The organism is Variovorax sp. 10N432, assembly GCF_056394465.1.
Genome location: NZ_JBFTHX010000026.1, coordinates 22,968 through 49,025, shown reverse-complemented (window position 1 = coordinate 49,025; position 26,058 = coordinate 22,968). Strand labels below are relative to the sequence as shown.

Below are 26,058 nucleotides of genomic sequence, written 5' to 3'. Positions count from 1 at the left end.
CATGACAGCCGACTTCAGCCGAAACACCTTCGATCCGCGCAAGCACTACAGCGACGTGCTGCTTCAGCAGGGACGGGTGCAACTCGATGCCGACTGGAACGAGCAGCAGTCGATCAACGCCCATCGGCGCGAGCGCCTCGGCATCGATGTCGTCGGCCCGAGCGGCGCGCCGCAGGACGACCCGGGCTTCGGCCTGGCCCTCACCGCCGACGGCAGCGACCTGACGATCGCCTCGGGCCGCTACTACGTCGACGGGATCGCCTGCGACGCCGAGCCGGGCCAGCGCCTGGCCTTCAGCAGCAGCGGCGACAACAAGGCGCTGGTGGCCCTGCCGCGCGCCGATCTGGCCGACTTCCGCGCCGGCCAGTGGGTGCTTCTGAACGTCACGGCGGACGCGTCGCAGATGCTGCGCATCACCGCCGTGGCGGCCGCGGACGGCGGCTTCACGCTGACCCTGGCGGGGGCCGTCACCCGGCCGCCGACGCCGGCCAGCGGCAGCTTCAACGGCGTGCTGCGCCGGATCACGACCTACCTGACGCAGCCCGATTTTCCGAATCCCGACTTCGCCAGCGCCGCGGCCGGCGCAAACCCGGCCACCCTGGCGCTGCCCAAGGGCCTGTACGTGGCCTACCTCGACGTCTGGCAGCGCCTGGTCACTGCGCTCGACGATCCGGACATCCGCGAGAGCGCGCTCGGCGGCCCCGACACGGCCGTGCGCACCAGGACCATCCGCCAGCTGAAGCTGCTCGCGGTCACGCCGCCCGCGACCGATGCGCCGGCCTGCGGCACGGCCTTCCCCGAATGGGATGCGCTGACCGGCGGCACCAGCGGCGCGCTGTCGGCCCGCGCGGCACCGTCGCTCGGTCAGAGCGGACCTTGCCTGATCCCGCCCGGCGGGGGCTACCGCGGACTCGACAACCAGCTCTACCGGGTCGAGATCCACGACGCCGGCACCGACGGCAGCGCGACCTTCAAATGGTCGCGCGACAACGGCAGCGTGGTCACGCGCATCCGGGGCTTCAACGGCAGCACGCTGACGGTCGACAGCACCGGACCCGACGACGCGCTGGGACTGGCGAACGGCCAGTGGGTCGAGATCATCGGCGCCGCCGACGAACTGCACGGCCGGCCCGGGCAGCTGATCCAGATCGCCACCGTGCAGCCCGCCACCTCGACCGTGAGCTTCGCCGCGTCGCCGACGCCGATCGATGCGTCGCTGAATCCGAAGATGCGCCGCTGGGACGGTGCCGCGACCGTGGTGCCGGCGGGCGGCGGCGGCTGGCTGGACCTGGAGCTCGGCGTGCAGGTGCAGTTCACGGCCGGCCAGTACGCGACCGGCGACCACTGGCTCGTTCCCGCCCGCTCGGGCGCCACGGCCAGCGTCGAGTGGCACCATGCGGCCCCCCAGCCACCGGCCGGCATCGTGCATCACTTCGCCCGCATCGGGCTGCTGCGCTGGGCCGGCGCCCCGGCCGGCAGCCTGCTCACGGACTGCCGGCGCACCTTTGCGCCGCTGACCGACATCCCGCCGGCGCTCCACGTCACCGGCATCAGCTGGCAGAACGACGACGTCCTGCAGCTGTCGCAGTTCGTCGCCGGCCTGTCGATCTCGATGGACGGGGCGCCGATCGGGCAATACACGGTCAACCTCGACCCGGGAACGGGCACGCCGGTGCCGACGAACGTGGCGCTGATGACGGTTTCCGACAATTCGATGGTCGTCACCGTCGAAATTCCGACACCGGTACCGAACCAGCCCGCCAACGCCCAGCCCGCGCTGACGATGCCCGTGCCGGTGGTGCTGCCCGGCAACCCGATCAGCTGGCAGGCGAAATCGAACACGCTGCTGTGGGTGCCCAGCCCGGCGGCCCAGAGCGTGGTCAATGCGCTGAGCGGCGGGCAGGCGCGCGTGCGCGTGCGGATGAAGGGCAATTTCATCTGGGGCGACCTCGGGCAGGAGCGGCTCTATCTCGACGGCGAGGTCCGCGGCCAGCCCGGGCTGAGCGCATCGCGCACCAACAGCCTGCGCACCGACCTGGCCTTTCCCTCGGGCTGCGGGCGCCGCTACAGCGACTTCGAGAGCTGGTTCACCCTCCAGCTCGCCGCCACGCCGGTCTCGCTGCGCAGCTTCGGCCTGAACGCGGCGGTGCTGCTCGGCGACGGCGCGCTGACCGGCCAGGTGGTGCTCGCGAGCGTCGCGCAGTCGGCGGTCACGGTGACGCTGTCGGCCAGCAGCGCGCCGGCGATCCCGGTCGTGCTGAACGGCGGCAACCCGCTCACGATCCCGGCCGGGCAGACCAGCGCGAGCTTCCCGATCACGGTCTCGGCGCCGCCGTCGAGCAGCGTGGTCAACGTGACGGCCAGCGTGCCCGCAATTCCCAATTCGCAGTTGACGACCACGCTCACCACCAACTTCACCGTGGTGGTCCTGGCGGTCGGCGTGTCGCCGCCGACGGCGCTGCTGCTCGCCGGCACCTCGCAGCAGTTCACGGCCAGCGTCGGCAGCAGCGGGGTCGCGATCCCTGGGGGTGTCGACACCGGCGTGAGCTGGAGCTGCAGCGGCGGCTCCGTCAGCGCCTCGGGCAACTACGTCGCACCCGGCGCGGCCGGCGTGTTCGCCGTGGTCGCGACCAGCGTCGCCGACCCGCGGCGCAGCGCCCAGGCCACGGTGACCGTGCGCGTCAAGGGCAAGGACAAGGACAAGGACAAGGAGGCCGCCGCCGACAAGACCGTGCGCCTCGACAAGGCGGTGCTGGCCGAGAAGGTCAGCGACGTGGTGGTGCGCCCGGCGGTGGTGAGCCCGGTGATCGCCAGCCCGGCGGTGATCTCTTCGCCGGTGATCCTGCAGCGCTCGTTCATCGCGCCCGCCCAGCGGCCGGAGGTCGGGCCGCCGCCGGCCGCGCCGGAGCCGCCAGCCCCCCCTGCGCCGCCCAAGGCATCCGGCAAGACCAAGGGCAAGAGCAAGAAAGGTGGCTGATCGGCCGCTGCTCGTGCTCGCCGACGAACGGGATCTCGCGGCGCGGGCTTTCGTCGCCCACCATCGCTCGGAGGGCGCGCGCCTGTTGATACCGTCGGATCTCTCGCGCCCCGGCTGGTGCCTTCGCGTCGGCGATCCGGGCGCCTCGGTCGCCGTGGCGGAAGACGGCGCCATCGCCGCATCGACGCTGCGCGGCGTGATCACACGGCTCGCCGCCATCGCGCCCGCGCAGCTGCCGCACGTGGCCGAGGCCGATCGCGACTACGTGGCCAGCGAGATGAGCGCTTTTCTCGGGGCCTGGCTGTCGGCGCTGGCATGCCCGGTAATGAACCGCCCTTTCGTTCCCTCCCTCTCGGGGCCGGTGTGGCGCCGGGAGCAGTGGGTCCGGCTGGCGCTCGGCCTCGACATTCCGGTCGCGCCGGTCCGGCTCGCGCTGCGGCCCGGGTCGCCGATGCCGGCGCCGCCGCCTCCGGGCGAGGCCTGCGTTCGCCTCGACGTCATCGGCCGGGCGGTCATCGGCCACGGGCATCCGCGGCTGCGCGCGCATGCCCGGCGGCTGGCCGATAGCGCCGGCATGGCGCTGCTCGGCGTGTTCTTCGATGCGGACGACGGCCATGCGCGCTTCGTCGGCGCCGACCGCTGGCCCGACCTGTCCGACCGATCGATCGGCGACGCCGTGATGGAGAGCCTGTCATGAGCCTCCGCCCGTCCCGGCCCGTGCTGCTGTGGGGCTCGCCGCTGGACCTGCCCATCGCCGCCGTCTGCACCGCGCTGAGCCGTCTCGGTACGCCGATGTTCCTGGTCGACCAGACGCGCGCCGGCGAGACTTCCATCGAGATCGACATCGAGATCGATGGCGTCCTCGGCGGCTGGATCCAGGTCGGCGACCAGCGCTGCGCGCTGGACCTCGTCCGCTCGGTCTATGCGCGGCCCCAGGACGCGGCCCGCGCGGTCGACGAGGCGCTGGCCTGCTGGCTCGAACTGACGCCGGCGCTGGTCGTCAATCGACTGTCCGCGATGGGATCGAACAGTTCCAAGCCCTACCAGTCGGCGTTGATCGCGAAGGCGGGTTTCGCGGTGCCCGACACGCTCGTGACCAACGACCCCGATGCGCTGCGCGCCTTCTGGCGGCGCCACGGCAGCATCGTCTACAAGTCCAGCAGCGGTGTTCGCAGCATCGTCTCGCGCCTGGCGGCGGACGATGCCGACCGGCTGGCCCGGCTCGCCACCTGCCCGACCCAGTTCCAGGAATACGTGCCGGGCACCGACTACCGCGTGCATGTGATCGGCGACGAGATCCACGGCCACGCGATCGACTCCGAAGCCGATGACTATCGCTATGCGGAGTCAGGCGTTCGACTGCAGCCCTGGCGGGTGCCCGACGAACTCCGGCCCCGGGTGCGCAGACTGGCGGCATCGCTGGGGCTGGTCATGGCCGGGATCGACCTGCGCCGCAGCGCAGAAGGCGACTGGATCTGCTTCGAGGTCAACCCGTCGCCCGGATTCACCTTCTACGATGCCGAGGACGACGAGCCGATCGCGCGCGCCACGGCGCGGCTGCTGACCAAGGGCTGACACGCCACATCCGGTTGCGCAAAGTCATCGCGGCTTTACGGTTCCTTCATCAAATTGCCGCATCGCCGCGCCAATATGCTGGATGCAGAGAAAGGAAGCAGACACATGGCAACCTTCGCATCGTGGCCTGACGACCGCACACCCGAATCCCCCGAAGCCACCGCCGAGACGGCGATCCCTGCGCTGGTGGCGCAGGTCTACGAATCAGCCCCCGCGGAAGAGCGCTGCCGCCTGGTCGAGACGCTGCTGCGCCCCCTGGGCGTGCTGTCGCTGGTGGCCATCGCCAATGGCATCTTCGCCAAGATCCGGTTCCGCAACGCCGGCCAGGATCCGGGCGTGCGCATCGACGATCTTCAGAACGTCGGCGCCGCCGACATGGTGGCGCTGGTCCACCACGCGCAGCAGGTCAGCGTCGAGACCGTCGACGGCCTGGTGCAGCAGCTCACCACCTCGGGCGCACTGGCGGGTTCTGCGGCCGCGGCCCTGCTGATCGGGCTGCTGGTGCAGCGTGCACGGTCCCGGCGCGGCGCGCAGGCCCGGGCCGACGACGGGTCCCTGGACCGTTCCTGAGCGAGCCGCCGGACGCTGTCACCAAGTGCCCGGCAGCAGCACACCGGTATCGACATCGCCGACGTCGGTGCGCCCGCAGAAAGCCATCGTGAGGTCGAGTTCGGTGTGGATGATCTGGAGCGCGCGGCTGACGCCCGCTTCGCCCAGTGCGCCCAGGCCATAGAGCATCGGCCGCCCGATGTAGGTGCCCTTGGCACCCAGCGCCACGGCCTTGAGCACGTCCTGGCCCGAGCGAATGCCGCCGTCCATGTGAACCTCGATGCGGTCGCCCACGGCCTCCACGATGGCAGGCAGCGCACGGATGGACGACTGCGCGCCATCGAGCTGCCGGCCGCCGTGGTTGGAGACGATGAGCGCGTCGGCGCCGGCGGCCACCGCATGCCGCGCGTCTTCGACATCCTGGATGCCCTTGAGCACGAGCTTGCGCTTCCACAGCCGGCGGATCCAGTCGACGTCGTCCCAGTCGAGGGTCGGGTCGTATTGTGCGAAGGTCCAGGCCGACACGGACGCCATGTCCTCGACCCCCTTCACGTGGCCGAGGATGTTGCCGAAGCCATGCCGCCGGGTGCCGAGCATGCCCAGGGCCCAGCGCGGCTTGCTCGCCATGTCGATCAGGTTGCGCAGCGTGAGCCGCGGAGGTGCCGAGAGACCGTTCTTGAGATCCTTGTGGCGCTGTCCGCTGATCTGCAGGTCGAGCGTGAGCACCAGGGCCGAGCAGTTCGCGTCGTGCGCCCGGCGGATCAGGCGCTCGACGAACCAGCGATCGCGCATGACATAGAGCTGGAACCAGAACGGGTGGCCGCCGGTGGCCTCGGCGACGTCTTCGATCGAGCAGATGCTCACCGTGGACAGCGTGAACGGCACGCCGAAGGCCTTCGCCGCGCGCGCCGCCAGAATTTCGCCGTCCGCGCGCTGCATGCCGGTCAGGCCGGTCGGGGCGATGGCGACCGGCATCGCGGCCTCCTGGCCCAGCATGGTGGTGCGGGTGCTGCGATGCGCGAGATTCACCGCCACCCGCTGGCGCAACAGGATGCGCTGGAAGTCGCGCTCGTTGGCGCGGTAGGTGCTCTCGGTCCATGACCCGCCGTCGACGTAGTCATAGAACATCCGGGGCACCCGCTTCCGCGCCAGCACGCGCAGGTCTTCGATGCAGGTGATCGCGTTCATGTCGTGTTCAGCATAGCCGACCGCCGCTTCAACGCACCAGGAACTGCGAAATCCGAGGTGGCGGCCTACACGGGCAGCCATCCGGACGACGCGGCCAGCTTCAGCTGCGAGCAGTCGGTCAGAACCGCGCCGCCGAATAGGGCGCGGGGTCGACCAGCGGCGGACTGCCCTCGATCATCTCGGCCAGCAGCCGGCCGCTCACCGGCCCCAGCGTGAAGCCCTGGTGCGCATGGCCGAAGTTGAACCACAGGCCCGGATGGTTCGGCGCCGGCCCGATCACCGGCTTCATGTCGACCGTGCAGGGCCGATTGCCCATCCAGGGCTCGGGCTCGACCGGCTGCGGCAGATCGAGCAGTTCTCGGGCCGCGGCTTCCGCCTTGTCGAGCTGCACCGGCGTGGCCGGCGCGCCGATGCGCGCGAACTCGGCGCCGGTGGTGATCCGCATGCCCTGCGCCATCGGCGCCAGCACCAGGCCGCGCTCCGCATCCAGCAACGGCAACCGCAGCCCGGGGCCGCCTCGGTAGTGGCGGTGATAGCCGCGCTTGACGAACAGCGGCAGGTGGTAGCCGAGCGGCGCGATGAGCGGGTCGGCCCAGGGCCCGAGCGCCACCACCGCGTGGCGCGCGGCCAGCGGCCCGGCCGCCGTCTGCACCTGCCAGCCGCCGCCCACCGGGCGCAAGCCGCTGGCGTCGGCCTCGACCACCTGCCCGCCGAGTTCGGCGAAGCGCCGGGCGTAGCGCGCCACCAGCGCGCCCGGATCGTTGACCGACCATGGATCCAGCCAATGCAGCGCACCCGCCATGGGCCGGCGCAAGCCCGGCTCGGCGCGCGCCAGCGCGGCGCTGTCGAGCAGCGCATGCCGCACGCCGTAGCGCCGCGCCAGCTCGGCGGCGCGCGCCACGGCCTGCTCCATCGCCGCCGGCGTGCGAAAAGCGAAGTGGTAGCCCTCCTTGCGCACCAGATCGCCGGCGCCGGATTCGTCCATCAGGGCCTGGTGCTCCGTCAGGCAGTGTTCGATCAGCCGGCTGTAGGCCTGGGCGATCGGTGCGTAGCGGGCCGGTGCCGAGGCGTGCCAGTAGCGGGCCAGGCGCGGCAGCACCGCCGGCAGCGCGCTGAAGTGGTAGTTGACGTCGATGCCGCGCTTGAACGCGACATCGAACACACTCGCCCACTCGCGCGGAAAGGCATAGGGCTCCACCGCCTCGCGCTGGATGATCCCGGCATTGCCGTAGGAGGTCTCGCGGCCGGGCGGGCGCCGGTCGACCAGGGCCACCGAGTGCCCGCGCCGCGCGAGTTGCAGCGCCGTGCAGGTGCCGACCATGCCGGCACCCAGGACCAGGACATCGCACGCCATCTGCGCCGCGCCCTTCAGTCGGGCCGGGCCGCGGTGACCGTGACTTCGAGCCGCGCGCCGGGCGCCAGCAGGCTCGCGACCACCGTCGTGCGCACCGGCAGCGGGTCGCGGAAGTGCTGGCGGTACTCGGCGTTGAAGGCGGCGAAGTCAGCGCCGTCGACCAGGTGCACGGCCACCTGCACCACGTCGTCCAGCCCCAGGCCCACCGTGGCGAGCGTGGCGCCGACGCGCCGCAGCACCAGCGCGGTCTGCGCCGCGATGCCCTCCGGGATGCGACCGTCGTCGGCAAAGGGCATCTCGCCCGACAGGAAGACCAGGCCCCTGGCCTGGCGAAGCTTGGAGAACGGAAGTGCGGATGCTGTCATGGGGCGGCTTTGAAATGCGGTCGATTATGGGTGGCTGGGAATATGCAGGCGTGGCAATCTGTTGAACGATGCATTGCGAAAATCACAATGCCCAAAGCGCTTCATCCCTCCCGGTGCAGCACCTCTCTGAGGTGGTCGAGAAAGGCCCGGCATGACCCCGGCAAGGTACGCCCCGCCATCGTCTGGACCTCGAAATGGCGCTCGTTCATCTCGCGGTCGCGCAGCGGGACGCCGACCACCAGGCCGGCCTTCAGCCGGGTGCGCAGCGCCGCTTCGCCGCTGAGCGCGATGCCGCCGCCGGCGGCGGCGAAGGCGATCATGGCGTCGAGCCGGTTGCTCAGGAAGACCGGCTCGCACTGCAGGCCCTGCCGGCTGCAGCTGATGTCGAACAGCTGGCGCAAGGTGGAATACGGGCCGGGCAGCGCCATCGGGTAGCCGACCAGCTGCGACAGCGCCAGCTGGCGCCGCGACGCGAGCGGGTGGTCCTTCGCCATGATCGCCAGGATCGGCGAGGGGTGGCGCAGCTCGACGTTGATGTGGCGCTCGGAACTGGTGCTGAGCGTGACACCGATGTCGACATCGCCGTCGCGCACCAGCTGCGGGATCTCGGCTTGCATGCGGACATCGAGCGCGAAGCGGATGCCGGCGTAGTCGCGCTGGAAATCGGCGATCAGGTTCGGCAGGAACTCGGACGCGAAGCCCTCGGTGCTGGCCACCCGCACCTGCCCCGTCTGCAGCCCGCGCAGCGCCAGGATGTCGTCGGTGACGCGCTCGATGTCCTGCCAGGCGCGCTTGGCGTGCGCGGCCAGCAGTTCGCCTGCTGCATTGGGCACCATGCCGCGCGCCCGGCGTTCGAACAGCAGCGTGTCGAGTTCGCTCTCCAGCCGCGCGATGTGCCGGCTGACCGCCGACGGCGCCACGTTCAGCCGCTCGGCGGCCGCCGTGACCGAGCCGGTGCGCACCACCTCGAGGAAATGGCGCAAGGAGCTTTCCTGCAACACGCGCTGACTGATGTTCCTGGACACGGGATGACCCTGATGAAGATTGCCATTATCGCAATGAAAGGTTTCTAACATTGATATTGCTGGAGGGCATTCGCCTTTCTACGATGAGGCTTCGCTGCCCCTCCCGCCCCATCGCCCCCACCCAGCCATGCACCTCCAACACCTGCGCGCCCTCGGCATCGCCGCCCTTTGCACACTCGGTCTGCACGCCCCCCACGCGATGGCGCAGGACGCCTGGCCGTCGCGGCCGATCACGATGGTGGTGCCGTTCCCGCCGGGTGGCGGCGGCGACGCCCAGGGCCGCCTGCTGGCCCTGAAGCTGGCCGAAAAGCTGGGCCAGAACGTGATCGTCGACAACCGCCCCGGGGCCGGCACCGCCATCGGCGCCGCCTACGTCGCCAACGCCAAGGCCGACGGCTACACGCTGCTGATGAGCTCGGCCTCCACCTTCACGCTGAACCCGGCGATCCGCAAGACGCTGCCCTACGACCCGGTCAAGAGCTTCGAGCCGATCGGCATCGTGAGCCGGGTCGGGCTCGTGATGCTGGCCAACCCGAACGTGCCCGTGAACAACCTGAAGGAGCTGGTGGCGGCCGCCAAGGCCGCCCCCGACAAGTACGCCTATGCCTCCTTCGGTGCCGGCACCAGCTCGCACTTCGCGGCCGAGATGGCGCTGCAGGCGATGGGCATCCGCCTGGTCCACGTGCCCTACAAGGGCAGCGGCCCGGCCATGACCGACCTGATCGGCGGGCAGGTGCCCTTCTCCTTCGACACCGTGACCGCCGCGCTGCCGCAGATCAAGGCCGGCAAGGTCAAGGCGATCGCGGTCACGACGGCCAGGCGTTCGGCGCTGATGCCGGGCGTGCCGACCTTTGCCGAGTCGGGCTTCCCATCGGCCGTGCTCGACAGCTGGGGCATGGTGGTCGCGCCGCGCGGCCTGCCGCCGGCGGTGCATGCCCGGCTCGAGAAGGCGCTGGCCGAGACGGTGGCCGATCCGGCGGTGCGCAAGGGCTTCGCCGAGCAGGGTGTCGAGCCCGGCTTCATCGGCTCGGCCCAGGCCGCCGCCCAGCTCGAGGCCGAGCTGCCGCTGATGCGCGCCGTCGCCGTGCGCGCCAACATCCAGCCGGAGTGAGCCGATGAGCGAAGTTGTCCGTCCCGTCGCGCTGGTCGAGCACTCGGCCGTCGCGCTGCGGCAGATGATCGCCACCCGGGAGATCTCGCCGGTCGAGCTGCTGGCGGCCTGCATCGAACGCATCGAAACCGTCAACCCTTTCGTCAACGCCGTCACCGCGACCTGCTTCGAGCGCGCCCGCGACGAGGCCCGCGCCGCCGAGCGGGCGGTGCTGAGAGGCGAGCCTCTCGGCCTGCTGCACGGACTGCCGCTCGGCGTCAAGGACCTGGAGCCCACGGCCGGCCTGCTGACCACCTTCGGCTCGCCGGCCTTTCGCGGCCACGTGCCGACCCAGGACATCGAACTGGTGGCCCGCCTGCGCCGCGCCGGCGCCATCGTCGCCGGCAAGACCAACGTGCCCGAGATGGGCGCCGGCGCCAATTCGCGCAACCCCGTGTGGGGCGCCACCGGCAACCCCTTCGACCCCCGCCTCAATGCCGGTGGCTCCTCGGGCGGCTCGGCCGCCGCGCTGGCCTGCGACATGCTGCCCGTGTGCACCGGCTCCGACACCGGCGGCTCGCTGCGGATCCCGGCATCGAAGTGCGGCGTGGTGGGCTTCCGCCCCTCGCCCGGTGTGGTGCCGAGCGTGCGCAAGCTGCTGGGCTGGACGCCGATCTCGGTCGTCGGTCCCATGGGGCGCAGCGTCGGGGATGCCTGCCTGCAGCTGGCCGCGACGGCCGGCATGCATGCCGGCGACCCGCTCAGCTATCCGCTCGACCCGCTCGCGTTCCTGCAGCCGCGGGCCGCCGAGCTGGGCCGCCTGCGGGTCGCCTGGACCACCGACTTCGGCAGCTGCGACGTCGACCCGGAGATCCGTGCCACCTTCGCCAGCCGGATCGCGGCGATGCGGCACCTGTTCGCCCGCTGCGACGAGGTGCGCTTCGAGCTCGGCGACGTCCACCGCTGCTTCGACGTGCTGCGCGCCGAAGCCTTCGTCGCCGGCATGCGCGAGGCCTACGAGAAGGACCCTGCGAGCCTGGGCGAGAACCCGCGCGCCAACTACGAGATGGGCGCCGGCATGAGCCTGCTCGACAGCGCCTGGGCGCAGGCCGAGCAGACCCGCATCCTGCAGCGCTTCCAGGCCACCTTCGCCGACTACGACCTGGTGCTGGCGCCGACCACGCCGGTCTCGCCCTTCCCATGGACGCAATCCCACGCCCAGGTGATCGACGGCAAGGCGCAGTCCAACTACTACCGGTGGCTGGCCCTCACCTACGTCACCACGCTGACCACCCACCCCGCGCTGACGCTGCCCTGCGGCACCGATGCCAGGGGCATGCCCTTCGGGCTGCAGGTGGTCGGGCCGTTCCGCGGCGACCTGCAGGTGCTCTCGGCCGCGCTGGCGCTGGAGCAGGCCTTCGCCGCCGACCCGGTGCTGCGCCGACCGCGCCCGGACCTCACCGCGCTGCGGATGACGGAGCCGGCGCTGGACTCGATCGTCACCGCGCCGCCGCCGGCGAACTGGCGCGAGCCCGGCTTTGCCGGCGGCGGTGCCACCTCGGTGGTCTAGGATGAATGCACGGAGACACAAGAAAGAGCCATGACGACTTCCTCGCCCACATCCCAAGCGCTCGACCAGGCGCTGGCGCAAATGCTGGACGCGTTCTCCGCGTCCAACCCCGCCAGCCGCGAGTGCTTCGACATCCATGCGCGCTACCTGCCCGGCGCCAACAGCCGCTCGGTGCTGTTCTACGCGCCCTTCCCCCTCACGATGGCGCGCGGCGAAGGCGCCGTGCTGTGGGACCTGGACGGCCACCGCTACGACGACTTCATCGCCGAGTACACGGCCGGTGTCTACGGCCATTCGGCCCCGGAGATCCGCGCGGCCGTGATCGAGGCCATGGAAGGCGGCATCAACCTCACCGGCCACAACCTGCGCGAAGGCCGGCTCGCGCAGCTGATCTGCGAGCGCTTTGCGCAGATCGAACGGGTGCGCTTCACGAACTCCGGCACCGAGGCCAACCTGATGGCCATCACCGCAGCGCTGCATTTCACCGGGCGGCGGCGGATCGTGGTCTTCTCGGGCGGCTACCACGGCGGCGTGCTGGGCTTCGGTGCGCAGCCGGCGCCGACCACCGTGCCCTTCGATTTCCTGGTGCTGCCCTACAACGACGAAGCTGCCGCGCGCGCCGCCTTTGCGCGCGAGGGGCCGGCCATCGCCGCGGTGCTGGTCGAGCCCATGCTCGGCGCCAGCGGCTGCATCCCGGGCCGGCCCGCCTTCCTGCAAGCCTTGCGAACGCTGGCCACCGACGCCGGCGCCCTGCTGATCGTCGACGAGGTGATGACCTCGCGGCTGGCGCCGCACGGGCTGGCGGCGCAGCACGGCCTCCGGCCGGACCTGACCACGCTGGGCAAGTACATCGGCGGCGGCATGCCCTTCGGCGCCTTTGGCGGGCGCGCCGACATCATGGCGCTGTTCGATCCGCGCAGCGGGCCGCTCGCCCATTCGGGCACCTTCAACAACAACGTGGTGACCATGGCCGCAGGCCATGCAGGCCTGACCCGGCTCTTTCCGCCCGAAGCCGCCGCGGCCCTGGCGGCGCGCGGCGCGGCGCTGCGCGATCGGCTCAATGGCCGCTGCGCAGCAGCCGGCGTGGCGCTCCAGTTCACCGGCATCGGTTCGGTGATGAACGCCCACTTCGCGGCGGGCGAGATCCGGCGGCCGGAAGACCTGGCAGCGGTCGACGCGCGCCTGCGCCAGCTGTTCTTCTTCCATCTGCTCGCGCAAGGCATCTATGCCTCGCCACGTGGCTTCATCGTGCTGTCGCTACCGCTCGAGGACGACGCGATCGCGCGCCTGGAGCAGGCCGTGGGGGACTTCCTGGCGCGTTTCGCGGCGCTGCTGCCGCGGCGCACGACGCCTTGAGGACCTCATTTGCGCGCCAGTTTGGCCGGGTCGACCCGGTCGTAGCCGCTCAGTTCCATGAAGCCCTCGCCGCCCGCGCCACCGGTGACCTTGACCGGACCTTCCCAGTAGACATTGGCGGTGGTCTGGGCGGCATCGAACTCCGCGTCGGCGAGGTGCGGTTTGAGGTGGTAGACCCCCGAAGGCAGCTTCAGGTCCCATTCGACGACATAGCTGATCCGGGTCCGCGGACTGGTCCAGGTGCCGGCGGGCGTCAACACGGTCTCGCCGGCCTTCAGCGGCACCGCCGCCCCGTTGCCATCCGAGACCGTGCCGGCGGTCAGGACGTTTCGGCCTTCCATGTCGAACAGTGCATAGAGCATGACGTCGGAGCCGTCCGCCAGGTGGAGCGCGAACCAGTTCCAGCCCAGGGTCAGGACATCGAACTCACCCCACTGGTGATCGAACCAGACCTCGCCGCGCACCGGCACCTGCTTGCCGGCGATCGAAACCTCGCCCTGCGCCTCCATGCGCGGGCGCGAGTAGTAGTAGCTGATGCCGCTCTGGCCGAAATCGAGCAGGCCCGGCGTGCGGGAATCGGCGGCGCGGTGGGCGACCACCGGGTGGCTGTCCTTGAGGTCGAGCGTGAGCCATGCCCCGTCGAGGGCCGCGCGCACGACGTGGGCCGGACCCGAGCCGGAGACCTGCCAGCCCTCCGGCCTGAAATCGAAGCCCTTCTCGACGGCGTTCGAGGGCATGCCGCCGGTGCGGCTCTGGCTGGTGAAGCGCCGGCCGGATTGAAGATCGGTCAGCGCGGCATGCAAGACCGTGTGCTTGATCAGCCCGTTGGCCACGAAGACCGCGACATGAAAGGCATATCGCTCGCCCGACGTGGCGTTGAGGATGCCGCTGTAGTACCACCACTCCATGCCCGAGCCGTGCGCCCGGTCGTCGGCCGGGAGGTTCAGGGGTGCCAGGGCGGCGGTGCGTTCGACCGGCTGTCCGGGCCCGGCGGCGGCGGCCGCGCCCGATGCCGCCAGCGGCGCCGGCTCGGAGGCCAGGAGATGGTACAGGCCAGCGCCGACCACCGCGGCCACCACCACCAGGGTGGCGAAGAAGATCCACAGGCCCTTCCTGCGCGCCCGCCGCGAACGGCCGCTGCGCCAGCGGCCCGAACCGGAGCGTCGGGAACTTCTGGGGAGATCGTCGGCGTTCATGGCGGGATTTCCTGGGTCGCGAAGTCAGGGGGTGAGCAAGCGTATCAGTTGCATTTGTCACCAACCGACAAAAATTGCCGCGCGCCCTCAACTTTTGCCGCGAATTGCCGATAGACGGGGATTCATTTCCGGCGCGCCTCCATGAACGATCTCAGCTTTCTTGCCGCGGAGCACGATCCGTGGGTCGTCCTCGCTTCGGTGGCGGTGGCGGTCCTGGCGTCCTATGTGACGCTCGACCTGTCGCTGAAGGTCCGCACCCCCGAGGGCGGCGTCAACCGAATGTGGTGGATCGCCGGTGCGCTGGTCATGGGCACCGGGGTCTGGTCGATGCATTTCGTCGGCATGCTGGCCCTCATGCTGCCGATGGACATCGGCTTCACCACCCTGCTGACCTTCGTCTCCTGGCTCGCCGCGGTCGGCGCTTCGGTGATCGCGCTCGGCGTGGCGAGCCACGGCAGGTACAGCCGCCGCTCGATCGCGCTGGCATCGGTCGCGATGGGCGCCGGCATCTGCGCCATGCACTACATCGGCATGGCGGCCCTGGACTTGCAGCCCGGCATCGTCTGGGACTGGCGCCTGGTCGCGGCCTCGGCGGCGATCGCCGTGGCCGCCTCGGCCGCCGCCCTGCTGATCTTCCGGCTGCTGCAGCGCGTGCATGCGCGGCGGCGCTTCGCGATGCAGTTGCTGTCCGCCACCTTGATGGGTGCCGCGATCTGCGGCATGCACTACACCGCCATGGCCGCGGCCGGCTTTCCGGCCGATTCGGTCTGCCTGAGCGCCGACGCGCTGGGCGGGCGAAGCCTGGGCGCCGCGGTCGCCATCGCGACCCTGGTGCTGCTGCTGGGCACGCTGCTCGCGTCCATGCTCGAGGCCAGGCTGCAGCGGGTCGCGCGCCTGCTGTCGCAGTCGCTGCAGGAGTCGAACGCGCGGCTGCAGACCGCCAACGACGAACTGCTCCAGCGCGCCCTGTCCGACCCGCTCACGGGACTGCCGAACCGCAAGCTGTTCGAAGACCGGCTGCGCCAGGCCGTGCACCGCCTCGAACGCGTCAACCAGAAGACGGTGGTCGAACATCTGGCCGTGATGTTCGTCGACCTCGACGGCTTCAAGCCGGTCAACGACACCTTCGGCCACGGCGCCGGGGACCAGATCCTGATCGCCACCGCGCAGCGGCTGATCACCGAGGCCCGCGCGGGCGACACGGTGGCCCGGGTCGGCGGCGACGAGTTCCTGCTCCTGCTCGAAGGCCTGGACGCCATCGAGGACTGCGTCCAGATGGCCAACCGTATCCTGCGCGCCTTCGCCCAACCCTTCGAGCTGGCCGATCGGAAGCTGCGCATCTCGTGCTCGATCGGGATCGCGACGCACTCCCTTCGCGGCGACCCCGAGAAGCTGGTCGCCCACGCCGACGCCGCGATGTACGCGGCCAAGCGCACGGGCGGCTCCAGCCTGGCCTTCTTCGAGCCGCACATGGCCATCGACACGGCCGACCACCTGCAGCTGCAGAGCGACCTGCGCCAGGCGCTGGAAGACAACCAGTTCGAGCTCTACTACCAGCCGAAGATCCACGGCCGGCGCCATCGCATGAGCGGCCTCGAGGCCCTGGTGCGATGGAACCACCCGCGGCTGGGCATCGTCGGCCCCGACACCTTCATTCCGCTGGCCGAGCGCTTCGGCCTGATCGTGCGGCTCGGCCACTGGGTCATCAACGAGGCCTGCCGGCAGGTCGCGGCCTGGAGCGCCGAGGGCCGCCACATGCGCGTGGCGGTGAACCTGTCGGTGCACCAGCTGCGCGAAACCTCGCTGGTCGATTCGGTCGAGGAAGCGCTCAGGCGCTACGGCCTGCTCGGCTCGCAGCTGATCTGCGAGATCACCGAGACGGTCGCGATCCAGGAGCGCGAAGTCACGACCCGGACCTTCGAAGGCCTGGCGCGCATCGGCGTCCACCTGTCGATCGACGATTTCGGCACCGGCTACTCGAGCCTCAGCCAGTTGCGCGACCTGCCGGCGCGGCAGCTCAAGATCGACCGCAGCTTCGTCAAGGACATCGAGTCCAAGGAGGATGCGCGCGCCGTCGTCGAGGCGGTCATCAAGCTGGCGCACGCGCTGCGGCTCACGGTGGTGGCGGAAGGCGTCGAGACCCAGGGACAGCGCGACGTGCTGCTGCGGATGGGCTGCGACGAGCTCCAGGGCTTCTTCTACGCGCGGCCGATGCGGGCCAATGCGGTGCTGGGGTGGTCACTGGACGAGGCGGCGGGACTGGCGCCGGCGCCGTAGCCGCCGGACGCGTGCGGCGTCACTCCCCCGCCGTCGCGGCGTCGCTGACCCAGCTGGCCGAACGCCCGATGCTCTCGAGCAGGTGCTCGGTGAAGGCCCGGACCTTGACGCTGGCACGCGGCGCGGCCCGCACCAGGAAGATGCCGCTCGGCTCCTGGCGCGGCGTGCCTTCGAGGTCGAGCTCGACGATGCGGCCCGCGGCCAGGTCCTCGCCGATGGCCCAGTTCGGCATCAGCGCGATGCCCAGGCCCTGGGCGGCGCACATGCGGCGGGCGTCGCAGTCGTTGCTTTCCAGCGCGAACTGCGGCGGGCGGCGCCAGTCGAAGCCGTCGAGCTCGCGCCAGCCGCGCGCACTGGTGCTGTGCTGGCGGTCGATCAGCCGGTGCCCCGAAAGCTCTTCGAAAGTCCGCGGACGCCCGTGGCGCTGGAGGTAGGCGGGCGAGGCGCCCATGATGTAGCGCTGGCTGCCGATGCGCTGGCAGATCAGGCTGCTGTCGGGCTGGTCGCCGATGCGGATCACGATGTCGAAGCGCTCCAGCACCGGATCGACCACCCGCTCGGTGAGTTCCAGCTCGACGTTGAGCGCCGGATGCTTCTCGAACAGCGAGCCCAGGTGCGGCGCCACGTGGCGGCGGCCGAAGGCCGGCACGCAGCTCACCCGCAGCAGYCCCTGCACGCTGCCGTCGAGCGAGACGACCTCGCTGCGCGCATCGGTCATGTCGTGCAGGATCTTCACCGCCCGCTCGAACAGCAGCGAACCGGCCTCGGTCATCACCAGGGCCCGGGTCGAGCGCGTGAACAGGGGTACGTTCAGGTCCTGCTCGAGGGCGTCGATCTGGCGCGCCACCGAGGACGCGACCAGGCCCTTGCGCCGGGCCACGGCCGAGAAGCTCTTCGCCTGCGCCACGTCGACGAACATGGAGAGGCTTTCGGCAAAGCGGATGGATTCCATTGGTGCGATTTGTGCGGCTGGCGCAAAGGCATTTGGCCTTCATGCCGGATTCCCATGACGAAGCGCAAAGAATAGCATCGACGGGCGCCATCATCAAAAGGACCCGCTGCATGACCCGACCCGAGACAACGCCCCGCCGCTCCCTCATTTCCGCCGGCCTGCTGGTCGGCCTGGCGCTGGCCCTGGCCGGCCCGGCACGGGCCGAGACTTTTCCCTCCCGGCTGGTCACGGTGATCGTGCCTTTCGCGGCCGGCGGCACGGTCGACAAGGTGGCGCGGCAGGTCCAGGAGCCGCTGCGGGCCCGGCTCGGCCAGCAGGTGCTGATCGACAACCGGGGCGGTGCCGGCGGCACCATCGGCATGGCGGCGCTGGCCAAGAGCGCGCCCGACGGCTACACGGTCGCCCTGGTGTTCGACTCCTACGCGACCGAACAGCACATCTACCCGAAGCTGCCCTACGCGACCTTGCGCGACTTCAGCGGCGTCAGCTACGTGGCCCGCTCGCCGATGGTGCTGGTGGTGCCGGCCGCCTCGCCCTACAAGACGCTGCAGCACTACGTGGCGGCGGCCAAGGCGAAGGGCGCGGTGTCGTACGCCTCGGTCGGCGCCGGCAGCTCGAACCATCTGGCGGCCGAACTGTTCCACGAAACCGCGGGCAGCCAGGGGCTGCACGTGCCCTTCAAGGGCGGCGGCCCGGCCCTGACCGACCTCATGGGCGGCCATGTCGATTCGATGATCGCCAGCCTGCCGCTGGTGCTGCAGCAGGTGCAGAGCGGCAAGCTGCGGGCGCTCGCCGTGACCTCGCCAAAGCGCAACCCGGCACTGCCCGAGGTGCCGGCGATGGCCGAGACCTACAAGGGCTTCGAGGTCTATTCCTGGGTCGGGATGGTGGCCCCCGCGAAAACGCCCGCACCGGTGCTCGACAAGCTGTCCGCCGACATGACCGCCACCCTGCGCGAGCCGGAAGTCGCGAAGCGGCTCGCGGACGGCGGCTTCGAAGTGGTGGCCGGCGGCCGCGACGCGATGAACCAGCTGATCAAGAGCGAAAGCGAACGCTGGGGCCGCCTGATCCAGGCTCGTAAGATAGTCGCCGAATGACCACCGATGCGGGTGCTGGCCGTCTCCAGTCCTTCAGCTTCGAAAACCGCGCACAGCGTGTCCTGTTCGGCCATGGCTGCCTGGCGCAGGTCGCCGACGAACTCGCCCGGATGGGCGCACGCAAGGCGCTGGTGCTGTGCACGCCGCCCCAGCGCGCCCAGGCCGAGCGCGTGGCCGACCTGCTCGGCGCCAGCGCGGCGGGCATCTTCGACGGTGCCGTGATGCACGTGCCGATCGAAAGCGCACGCGCCGCGCGCGAGGCGGCCGCGCGCCTCGGCGCCGACGCCGCGGTGGCGATCGGCGGCGGCTCCACCGTCGGACTGGGCAAGGCCATCGCGCTCGAATCGGGGCTGCCGATCCTGGCCATCCCGACCACCTACGCGGGCTCCGAGATGACACCGATCTTCGGCCTGACCGAGAACGGGCTCAAGCGCACCGGCAAGGATCCGCGCGTGCTGCCGCGCACCGTCATCTACGACCCGGCCTTGACGCTGGGGCTGCCGGTCGGCCTGTCGGTGGTCAGCGGAATCAACGCCATCGCGCACGCGGCCGAAGGGCTCTACGCGGTGGACGGCAACCCGGTCTGCGACCTGATGGCGGTCGAGGGCATCGCCGCGCTCGGCCGCGCCCTGCCCGGCATCCATGCCAATCCGGCCGACACCCAGGCCCGCCGCGACGCGCTGTACGGCGCCTGGCTGTGCGGCACCGTGCTGGGCAGTGTCGGCATGGCGCTGCACCACAAGCTCTGCCATACCCTGGGTGGCAGCTTCAACCTGCCGCATGCCGAAACCCACACCATCGTGCTGCCGCATGTGCTGGCCTACAACGCCACGGCCGCGGCCGGCGCTATGCAGCGCATCGCCGCGGCGCTGAACGCCGCCAGCGCGCCGCAGGCGGTCCATGCGCTGGCGCTGGCCAACGGCGCACCGGTCGGGCTGAAGCAGATCGGCATGCGCGAGCAGGACCTCGACCGCGCCTGCGAGCTGGCGCTGCAGAACGCCTACGCCAACCCGCGCCCGGTCGAGGCACAGGCCCTGCGGCAACTGCTGCAGGATGCCTTCGACGGCGTGGCGCCGCGGATCTGATGGCCTCGCCCGGCGCCGCGCCCACCCCGTTCGCGCGCCAGCTCGCGCAGCAGTACGGGGTCGACGACGTGCCGGCCTCGCGCTCGCCCGGCCTGTCGCTCGACATGGCCAGCATGCACCACGCGCAGCCGCATCTGTTCGTGCTGGACCCGCTGCCGGCCGAGGACGCCTTCGTCGTCAGCGTGGAACTGGCACGGGCCGGCAGCCGGCGCTTCTTCCAGGGCAATGCCCAGACCCATCTCGGCCTGCTGGAGCGCGGCGCGGTCCATATCTCCGACCTCGCCGAGCGGCCGTCGGCCTACGTGTGCAGTCCCTTCCATTCGGTGCTGTTTCGCCTGCCGCGCGCCGCGATGGACGACTTCGCGCGCGAAAGCGGCGGCCTCGCGATCGCCGCGCTGGAATGCACCCCGGGCGTGACCGACCCGGTGCTGGCCGGCATCGCGGCGGCGCTGCTGCCGGCGCTGGAGCGGCCGGCCGAGGCCTGCAGGCTGTTCCTCGACCACATGGCGCTGGCGCTGTGCGCGCACCTCGCCAGCACCTACGGCGGCGCCCGCAGGCGGCCGGCGACCGTGGCCGGCCTGGCGCCCTGGCAGGAGCGGCGCGCCAAGGAACTGCTGTCCGGAAACCTCACGCGCCAAGTCTCGCTGGCGGAAGTCGCGGCAGAGTGCGCGCTGTCGCGCGGCCACTTCAGCAAGGCCTTCAAGGCGACCACCGGGCACTCGCCGCATGCCTGGCTGATCGAGCGCCGGATCGAGGCGGCGCGGCAGATGCTGCAGGCGTCGACCGCCTCGCTGTCGGAGATCGCGATCGCCTGCGGCTTCGCCGACCAGAGCCACCTGACGCGCGTCTTCGGCGCCCGCGTGGGCAGTTCGCCCGCGCAATGGCGGCGGATGCGCCGCCACTGACCGAACAGGTTCTCAGGCCGCCGGCAGGATGTCCGGCAGCAGCGGCCGCTGCAGGCGGGCCCGCCACCACTTGAGCGCCTCCCCCACGGCGGTGCCGGTCTTCCAGGCCAGCCAGAAGCCTTCTTCGGGCCGCGCCTCTTCGAGCGACAGCTCGACCAGATCGCCGCGCGCCAGCGCCGCCCGCACGCAGGCGCGCGGCAGGAAGCCGTGGCCCAGTCCCTCGGCCTGGAGAGCGATCTTGGCCGCCATCGATGGCACGGTGATGCGCCGCTGCCCGGCCAGCAGGCCGATGGTCCGGTCGGACATCGAGCGGGCGCCGTCGCCGACCACCACCGCGGTGTGGTCGAGCAGGTCGGCGCGGGTCAGCGGCCGCTGCAGCATCGCCAGCGGATGGGTGGGTGCGACGCAGAAGGCGAAGTCGAGGCTGCCCACCGACACCGCCTTGTAGCCGCCGCCCCCGGGCCCGTCGCCGGCAGCGACGATCAGGTCCGCGCGGCCGTCGCGCAGCGCCTCCCAGGTGCCGGTCAGCGTCTCGCAGGCGATCCGCAGGCGGGTGCCGCAGTTGAGGTCCTCGAAGGCCCGGATGTCGTGGCTGAACGCCGAGGTCGGGATGAGCGAGTCGTGCACCAGCCGCAGTTCGGCCTCGAATCCGGTGGCGATCTGGCGCATGCGCGATTCCAGGTCGGCGGCGGCCGCCACCAGCCAGCGCCCTTCGCGCAGCATCTCGTGGCCCGCGGCCGTGAGGCTGACGCGCGGACCCTGCCGCACGAAGAGAGCGATGCCCAGCTGCTCCTCGAGGCGCCCGATGGCGTACGAGATGGTCGAGGGCACCTTGTGCAGGCGCTCGGACGCGGCGGCGAACGAGCCGTGGCGGGCGATCGCATCCACCAGTTCGATGGCTTCGAGGCTGAGCTTCAGCACGGGGGGTTCCTTCGCTTTGAATGATCGAAATTATCGATCATTGAAGCCGAAAATTGTCAGCATATGGCCATATCGTGGCGAGATACTAGGCGCACTGAATCGTGAATTTCATCGAACGAAAACCCCGAAAGGAACGCCCATGATCGAACTCCGCAAGGCAGACCAACGCGGCCTCGCCGACCACGGCTGGCTCAAGTCGCGCCACACCTTCTCTTTCGGCCACTACCATGACCCGAAGCAGCAGGGCTTCTCCGACCTGCTGGTGATCAACGACGACCGGGTGGCGCCCGAACAGGGTTTCGGCACCCACCCGCACCGGGACATGGAGATCATGTCGTACGTGCTGGACGGTGCGCTGGAGCATCGCGACTCGATGGGCACGGGCTCGGTCATCCGCCCCGGCGACGTGCAGCTGATGAGCGCCGGCACCGGCGTGCGCCACAGCGAGTTCAACCATTCGAAAAGCGAGCCGGTGCACTTCCTGCAGATCTGGCTCGTGCCCTCGGTCCGCGGCGCGGTGCCGCGCTACCAGCAGGTGCACTTCGGCGCCGCCGAGAAGCGCGGCAAGCTGCGCCTGATCGTCTCGCCCGACAGCGCGCAAGGCTCGCTATCGGTGCACCAGGACGCCCGCGTGTACGCCGGGCTCTTCGATGGCGCCGAGAGCGCCACCTTGCAGCTCGCCCCCGACCGCTACGCCTACGTGCATGTGGCGCGGGGCAGCGTCGAGGTCAACGGCGAGCGCCTGGGCCAGGGCGACGGCGCCCGGATCCGCGACGAGCGCGCGCTCAGGTTCGCGAAGGGCGACCAGGCCGAGGTGCTGGTGTTCGACCTGCGGCCGCGCGAACGGCCTTCGATGTAGGCGGACAAACGCACTACAGTGCGGGGATGTCACCGGTCCAGAAGCACCTGATCATCCACGGCACCGTGCAGGGCGTGGGCTACCGCTGGTCGATGGCCCAGGCCGCCGAGGCGCTGGGGGTGCGCGGCTGGGTGCGCAATCGCCGCGACGGCACGGTGGAGGCCCTGGCCGTCGGCGATGCCGCGGCGGTGGAGGCGCTGGTGCGGTGGGCGCAGCGCGGTCCGCCTGAGGCGCGCGTCGATCGGGTCGACGTGCTGGTGCCGCGCGATCCGGCCGGGGCGCCCGAAGGATTCGAGCAGCGGGCTACCGTGTGACGCCCTGAGTCGTCGACGGCCGGCTACGCCGCCTCGCCGAACACGATGCGGGCCGTGGCGGCGGCTTCTTTCCAGACCGCATCGCGATTGCCCGAATAGGTCGGCGCCGGCGCGACCGCGACGACCAGCACGTTGACGGTGGCGCCGCTGTAGTGCGCCCGAAGCAGCACCTTGCGCTGGGTCGCCGCGGTGACGGCACGAACTTCGACGCCGTCCATCGGCTTGAGGGGCACGTCTTCGCCCGGCGCCTCCAGGTGCTTGTCGATGTCCGGCAGGCCCAGCATGAAGCGTTGGCCGATCTTGAATTCGAAGCCCACCGGGGCGCGAAGCTCTACCGAGAACGCCGGCAGCTTGCGCGGCCGTGTGAGAAGTTCCTGCTTGTCAATATGCATGGCGGCGAGTCTATGAGCTTCGAGCCGGGGCGGGAAGGGATCGCGCGAACCCATTGCACAATCTGTCAATTTCTTCCGGGCAGCGCATGCGAATCCACGAACTCCAACGGCGAATGCGGGACGCCGGCGCCGGCCCCCTCCACGAACACCGGATCCTGCGGCTGTGGTCCCATGCATTGCCCAGGGACAGCGGCCGGCGCCGGCCGGACACTTTCTTTCCGTCGTCGCTGCTGGCCGCCCTGCCGGCCATCGAAGCCGAGCTGGCGGGACTGGCGCGCATCCACGCGGTCCATCCCGGCGCCGATGGTTCCGAACGGCTGCTGGTCGCGCTCGCCGACGGCCAGACCGTCGAGAGCGTGCTGCTGCCGCGGGACGGCCTGTGCGTCTCGTCGCAGGTCGGGTGTGCCGTCGGCTGCCAGTTCTGCATGACCGGCCGCGACGGCTTGCAGCGCCAGGTCGGGAGCGCCGAGATCGTCGCCCAGGTCGCCCTGGCGCGCGCGCGGCGCCCGGTCCGCAAGGTGGTGTTCATGGGCATGGGCGAGCCGGCCCACAACCTGGACAACGTGATCGAGGCGATCGACCTGCTCGGCACTGCCGGTGACATCGGCCACAAGAACCTGGTGTTCTCCACCGTCGGCGATCCCCGCGTGTTCGATCGGCTGCAGCAGGAACGCGTGAGGCCGGCGCTGGCCCTTTCATTGCACACGACCAAGGCCGCGCTGCGCCGCAAGCTCCTGCCGCGGGCGCCGAACCTCGCGCCCGAGGAACTGGTCGCCGCCGGCGAGCGCTATGCCCGCGCGACCGGCTACCCGATCCAGTACCAATGGACGCTGCTGGAAGGCGTCAACGACGGGGAGGACGAGCTGGAAGGCATCGTCCGCCTGCTCGCCGGCAAGTACGGCGTGCTGAACCTGATCCCTTTCAACGCGGTCGACGGCGTGCCCTTCGGTCGTCCGACCTGGGAGCACTGCAAGCAGATCGCCCGCACGCTGCACGAGCGCGGCATCCTCACCAAGCTGCGCTACTCGGCCGGCCAGGATGTCGATGGCGGCTGCGGCCAGCTGCGGGCGCGCGCGGCCCAGGTGCCGGTGCAAGCGTTGGTGCGAAGAGTGCCGTAGGTCCGTCTTCGGCTCAATGCGGCGCGACCGCCTCCGCCAACTGGCGCAGCAGCGCGCCGCCGTCGCCCCGCCAGGCGCTGCCGTGCATGCAGGCCAGCACCTGCGGCGCGTGCGCGGCCAAGCCGGCCAGCAGCGCCGCCGTCTGCGGCGCGTGGGCGAAATAGTCCATCTGCTGGCGGAAGGCTTCGCTGGGGCCGAGGATGTCGGCCTCGGTCAAGGCCTGCTCGCTCGGCCCCGACTGCGTGAACAGGTCGCCGCAGAAAAGGGTCCGGGTGCGGGTGTCCATCATCAGCCCGCATTCCCAGCCGTGCGGCACATGGGGCATGTCGAACCAGCGCACCGTGTGGGCGCCCAGCGCCAGTTCTTCGCCATCGGCCAGCGCACGCGGCGGCCGGTCGGCCAGGTCGCCCATCGAGACCATGGCCGCGACCTGCCCGCACAGCGGGACGGCGTGCGGCGCGGCGGCCAGCAGCAGGTTCATCGCGCCGCATTCGTCGGCCTCCACGTGCGACAGCGCCAGGTAGCGCAGCCGCTCGATCGGCATCACGCGCCCGATCGCCTCGCTCACCAGCGGGAACAGCTGGCGCGGACCGGTGTGGAACAGCAGCGGTTGGTCGTCCACCAGCAGGTACTGGTTGAAGCTGAAGCGCTGGCCATCGGGCAGCGGCACGGGGGTGTTGATGCGGTAGATGCCGGTGGCGATTTCCTGCACGTTGGTGCCGGCGGTGGCGTTGGTGATCATGCGGGGCTCCTTGGGTGAAAGACGGCAGGTTGTGTCGCCATGCCGCGCAGCGTGGCGGCCCTATGCTGCGCCCCATGCCGGCCGTCATGCAAGTGGAACAAGGCCGGGTTCGATTCGAGGTTCTTGTTCGGGGCGGGCTCAGCTGAACAGCGCACCGTCGAGCGCGCTGCGCACGGTGCGCACCGTGAGAACCGCCAAGGCGACGCTCAGCAAGCCCAGCAGTACCGCGGCGAGCACCCCGTGCGGCCCGCTGGCGCGGAAGTCCGCGTACTTCAGCGCCGCGTTGGTCAGCGCGGCCATCGGGAAGCCGATCGCCCACCAGGCCGCAGAAAACCCGATGCCGCGGCGGAACACCTTGGGCGCCACCACCGCGAACATGAACAGCGCGAAGTAGAAGAGCAGCGCGGCGAACCGGTCGATGCCGCCGATGATGTTGACGTAGGCCAGGAAGCCGACCGCGAAGGGCGCCACCAGGATCATCAGCGACGGCGTCATGGCCGGCACCAGCGGGTCGCGATGCACCAGCCGGCTGACGATCATCGCGAACAGCACCAGCGCCAGCACGGCGCCGACAGCGCCCGCGAACAGGTTGATCTCGGAGGCCCAGGCCATGGGCATGTGGCCGCCGGTGACGGCGATGTCCAGCGTCGCAACGCCCGGGATCAGCCAGGCCGGCATCGCGTGCGAGGCGTCGACCTGGCCCTTGAGCAGGCGCGACACGGCGACGAAGCTGAGCGCGAAGGCCGCCAGCACGCCGATGGTCCAGGTCGCCCGCGCCGCCGCCGCGCTGTAGGGCTCGACGACTGCCGACAGCAACAGCACCGAGATCGCGATGGTGCCGAAGAAATTGCCCGCCACCGGGTGCTGGAACTCCGCCCGCACGGCCTGCGGATGCTGCGCGAGTTTCGTCAGGTAGCCGAGCGCGACGAGCACGAAGACGCCCAGCGCGAACGCGCCGATGGCTTCGCCGACGAAGGCCGGCGCGCCGAACCGGTCGTGCGCCAGTCGCCAGGCCAGGGCCAGCCCCGAGAGGCCCATGACCGAGGCGAACAGGTTGACGGGCAGGTTCCGTACCGATGACTTTCCGGACGGTTCGACGATCGGGCGGGACGGGTCCATCGATGGGGCTTGCATGGGGCTCCTTTGGCAGA

The 26,058-nt window shown here is 70.7% G+C and carries 24 protein-coding genes; 14 read left to right on the top strand and 10 right to left on the bottom strand.

The genetic code is table 11. The features are described from left to right. Nucleotide 1: 1 nt before the first annotated feature. The 4 genes from AC1DF3_RS25610 (at nucleotide 2) to AC1DF3_RS25595 (ending at nucleotide 5,122) form a co-directional block, all read left to right on the top strand. On the top strand, nucleotides 2–2,977 hold the full coding sequence (locus AC1DF3_RS25610) for a DUF6519 domain-containing protein (RefSeq protein WP_478141270.1): 2,976 nt from the start codon (nucleotides 2–4) through the stop codon (nucleotides 2,975–2,977). Beyond that, nucleotides 2,970–3,674, top strand: coding sequence for a hypothetical protein (locus AC1DF3_RS25605; RefSeq protein WP_478141269.1), 705 nt, complete (start codon nucleotides 2,970–2,972; stop codon nucleotides 3,672–3,674). Before AC1DF3_RS25610 ends, AC1DF3_RS25605 begins: the two co-directional genes overlap by 8 nt. Beyond that, nucleotides 3,671–4,552: an MvdC/MvdD family ATP grasp protein gene (locus AC1DF3_RS25600; protein WP_286538069.1), complete on the top strand. Its 882-nt coding sequence runs from the start codon at nucleotides 3,671–3,673 to the stop codon at nucleotides 4,550–4,552. Before AC1DF3_RS25605 ends, AC1DF3_RS25600 begins: the two co-directional genes overlap by 4 nt. Nucleotides 4,553–4,657: 105 nt before the next feature. Then, complete coding sequence (locus AC1DF3_RS25595; RefSeq protein WP_478141268.1) at nucleotides 4,658–5,122, top strand: hypothetical protein; 465 nt, start codon at nucleotides 4,658–4,660, stop codon at nucleotides 5,120–5,122. An 18-nt stretch (nucleotides 5,123–5,140) separates the two neighbouring features. Here the strand turns inward: AC1DF3_RS25595 and AC1DF3_RS25590 are convergent, their stop codons facing one another. From AC1DF3_RS25590 to AC1DF3_RS25575, 4 genes are all read right to left on the bottom strand, one after another. Beyond that, nucleotides 5,141–6,289, bottom strand: coding sequence for an alpha-hydroxy acid oxidase (locus AC1DF3_RS25590; protein WP_478141267.1), 1,149 nt, complete (start codon nucleotides 6,287–6,289; stop codon nucleotides 5,141–5,143). A 118-nt stretch (nucleotides 6,290–6,407) separates the two neighbouring features. Beyond that, nucleotides 6,408–7,643, bottom strand: coding sequence for an NAD(P)/FAD-dependent oxidoreductase (locus AC1DF3_RS25585; RefSeq protein ID WP_478141266.1), 1,236 nt, complete (start codon nucleotides 7,641–7,643; stop codon nucleotides 6,408–6,410). A 14-nt stretch (nucleotides 7,644–7,657) separates the two neighbouring features. Then, a complete protein-coding gene (locus tag AC1DF3_RS25580) occupies nucleotides 7,658–8,008 on the bottom strand; it encodes a RidA family protein (protein ID WP_478141265.1) in 351 nt (116 codons plus the stop codon). A 101-nt stretch (nucleotides 8,009–8,109) separates the two neighbouring features. Then, nucleotides 8,110–9,021 carry a LysR family transcriptional regulator gene (locus AC1DF3_RS25575; protein ID WP_286538162.1) on the bottom strand — a complete coding sequence of 304 codons (912 nt, stop codon included), beginning with the start codon at nucleotides 9,019–9,021 and terminating at the stop codon, nucleotides 8,110–8,112. Between the two features lie 139 nt (nucleotides 9,022–9,160). On the opposite strand from AC1DF3_RS25575, the gene AC1DF3_RS25570 reads away from it, so the two are divergent. From AC1DF3_RS25570 to AC1DF3_RS25560, 3 genes are read left to right on the top strand one after another with little or no spacing between them, the layout of a single operon-like run. Continuing rightward, nucleotides 9,161–10,144 (top strand): Bug family tripartite tricarboxylate transporter substrate binding protein, encoded by a 984-nt coding sequence (locus tag AC1DF3_RS25570; RefSeq protein WP_478141264.1) that lies wholly within the window; start codon nucleotides 9,161–9,163, stop codon nucleotides 10,142–10,144. A gap of 4 nt (nucleotides 10,145–10,148) precedes the next feature. Then, on the top strand, nucleotides 10,149–11,693 hold the full coding sequence (locus AC1DF3_RS25565) for an amidase (RefSeq protein ID WP_478141263.1): 1,545 nt from the start codon (nucleotides 10,149–10,151) through the stop codon (nucleotides 11,691–11,693). A gap of 30 nt (nucleotides 11,694–11,723) precedes the next feature. Then, the gene (locus tag AC1DF3_RS25560; protein WP_478141262.1) at nucleotides 11,724–13,049 is read left to right on the top strand and encodes an aspartate aminotransferase family protein; all 1,326 of its coding nucleotides are present in this window, start codon (nucleotides 11,724–11,726) and stop codon (nucleotides 13,047–13,049) included. 5 nt (nucleotides 13,050–13,054) lie between these two features. Here the strand turns inward: AC1DF3_RS25560 and AC1DF3_RS25555 are convergent, their stop codons facing one another. Then, nucleotides 13,055–14,245 carry a lipocalin family protein gene (locus AC1DF3_RS25555; RefSeq protein WP_478141261.1) on the bottom strand — a complete coding sequence of 397 codons (1,191 nt, stop codon included), beginning with the start codon at nucleotides 14,243–14,245 and terminating at the stop codon, nucleotides 13,055–13,057. A gap of 141 nt (nucleotides 14,246–14,386) precedes the next feature. On the opposite strand from AC1DF3_RS25555, the gene AC1DF3_RS25550 reads away from it, so the two are divergent. Beyond that, entirely contained in the window at nucleotides 14,387–16,522 is a 2,136-nt protein-coding gene (locus tag AC1DF3_RS25550) for a putative bifunctional diguanylate cyclase/phosphodiesterase (RefSeq protein ID WP_286535719.1), read from the top strand. A gap of 19 nt (nucleotides 16,523–16,541) precedes the next feature. Here AC1DF3_RS25550 and AC1DF3_RS25545 read toward each other — a convergent pair whose 3' ends face one another. After that, nucleotides 16,542–17,474, bottom strand: coding sequence for a LysR family transcriptional regulator (locus AC1DF3_RS25545; protein WP_286535720.1), 933 nt, complete (start codon nucleotides 17,472–17,474; stop codon nucleotides 16,542–16,544). A 110-nt stretch (nucleotides 17,475–17,584) separates the two neighbouring features. On the opposite strand from AC1DF3_RS25545, the gene AC1DF3_RS25540 reads away from it, so the two are divergent. From AC1DF3_RS25540 to AC1DF3_RS25530, 3 genes are read left to right on the top strand one after another with little or no spacing between them, the layout of a single operon-like run. Continuing rightward, nucleotides 17,585–18,571 carry a tripartite tricarboxylate transporter substrate binding protein gene (locus AC1DF3_RS25540; protein WP_478141260.1) on the top strand — a complete coding sequence of 329 codons (987 nt, stop codon included), beginning with the start codon at nucleotides 17,585–17,587 and terminating at the stop codon, nucleotides 18,569–18,571. Next, the gene (locus AC1DF3_RS25535; RefSeq protein WP_286535724.1) at nucleotides 18,568–19,656 is read left to right on the top strand and encodes a maleylacetate reductase; all 1,089 of its coding nucleotides are present in this window, start codon (nucleotides 18,568–18,570) and stop codon (nucleotides 19,654–19,656) included. The genes AC1DF3_RS25540 and AC1DF3_RS25535 overlap by 4 nt, the downstream gene beginning before the upstream one ends. Then, a complete protein-coding gene (locus AC1DF3_RS25530) occupies nucleotides 19,656–20,561 on the top strand; it encodes a helix-turn-helix domain-containing protein (RefSeq protein ID WP_478141259.1) in 906 nt (301 codons plus the stop codon). The genes AC1DF3_RS25535 and AC1DF3_RS25530 overlap by 1 nt, the downstream gene beginning before the upstream one ends. A gap of 12 nt (nucleotides 20,562–20,573) precedes the next feature. On the opposite strand, the gene AC1DF3_RS25525 is transcribed toward AC1DF3_RS25530, so the two are convergent. After that, entirely contained in the window at nucleotides 20,574–21,482 is a 909-nt protein-coding gene (locus AC1DF3_RS25525; protein ID WP_286535727.1) for a LysR family transcriptional regulator, read from the bottom strand. A 139-nt stretch (nucleotides 21,483–21,621) separates the two neighbouring features. Here AC1DF3_RS25525 and AC1DF3_RS25520 point away from each other — a divergent pair, with 139 nt between their 5' ends. Together AC1DF3_RS25520 and AC1DF3_RS25515 are read left to right on the top strand one after the other, a co-directional pair. Then, a complete protein-coding gene (locus AC1DF3_RS25520) occupies nucleotides 21,622–22,341 on the top strand; it encodes a pirin family protein (RefSeq protein WP_478141258.1) in 720 nt (239 codons plus the stop codon). Nucleotides 22,342–22,367: 26 nt separating this feature from the next. Then, nucleotides 22,368–22,655: an acylphosphatase gene (locus tag AC1DF3_RS25515; RefSeq protein ID WP_478141257.1), complete on the top strand. Its 288-nt coding sequence runs from the start codon at nucleotides 22,368–22,370 to the stop codon at nucleotides 22,653–22,655. Nucleotides 22,656–22,678: 23 nt separating this feature from the next. Here the strand turns inward: AC1DF3_RS25515 and AC1DF3_RS25510 are convergent, their stop codons facing one another. Further along, nucleotides 22,679–23,047, bottom strand: coding sequence for a hypothetical protein (locus AC1DF3_RS25510; protein WP_286527306.1), 369 nt, complete (start codon nucleotides 23,045–23,047; stop codon nucleotides 22,679–22,681). An 86-nt stretch (nucleotides 23,048–23,133) separates the two neighbouring features. Here AC1DF3_RS25510 and AC1DF3_RS25505 point away from each other — a divergent pair, with 86 nt between their 5' ends. Beyond that, nucleotides 23,134–24,165 carry an RNA methyltransferase gene (locus tag AC1DF3_RS25505; RefSeq protein ID WP_478141256.1) on the top strand — a complete coding sequence of 344 codons (1,032 nt, stop codon included), beginning with the start codon at nucleotides 23,134–23,136 and terminating at the stop codon, nucleotides 24,163–24,165. A 13-nt stretch (nucleotides 24,166–24,178) separates the two neighbouring features. Here the strand turns inward: AC1DF3_RS25505 and AC1DF3_RS25500 are convergent, their stop codons facing one another. Both AC1DF3_RS25500 and AC1DF3_RS25495 read right to left on the bottom strand, forming a co-directional pair. Next, the gene (locus AC1DF3_RS25500) at nucleotides 24,179–24,907 is read right to left on the bottom strand and encodes an oxygen-binding di-iron domain-containing protein (RefSeq protein ID WP_286535732.1); all 729 of its coding nucleotides are present in this window, start codon (nucleotides 24,905–24,907) and stop codon (nucleotides 24,179–24,181) included. Between the two features lie 138 nt (nucleotides 24,908–25,045). Further along, nucleotides 25,046–26,041, bottom strand: a complete 996-nt coding sequence (locus AC1DF3_RS25495; RefSeq protein WP_478141255.1) for an SLAC1 anion channel family protein — start codon at nucleotides 26,039–26,041, stop codon at nucleotides 25,046–25,048. Nucleotides 26,042–26,058: the final 17 nt, after the last annotated feature.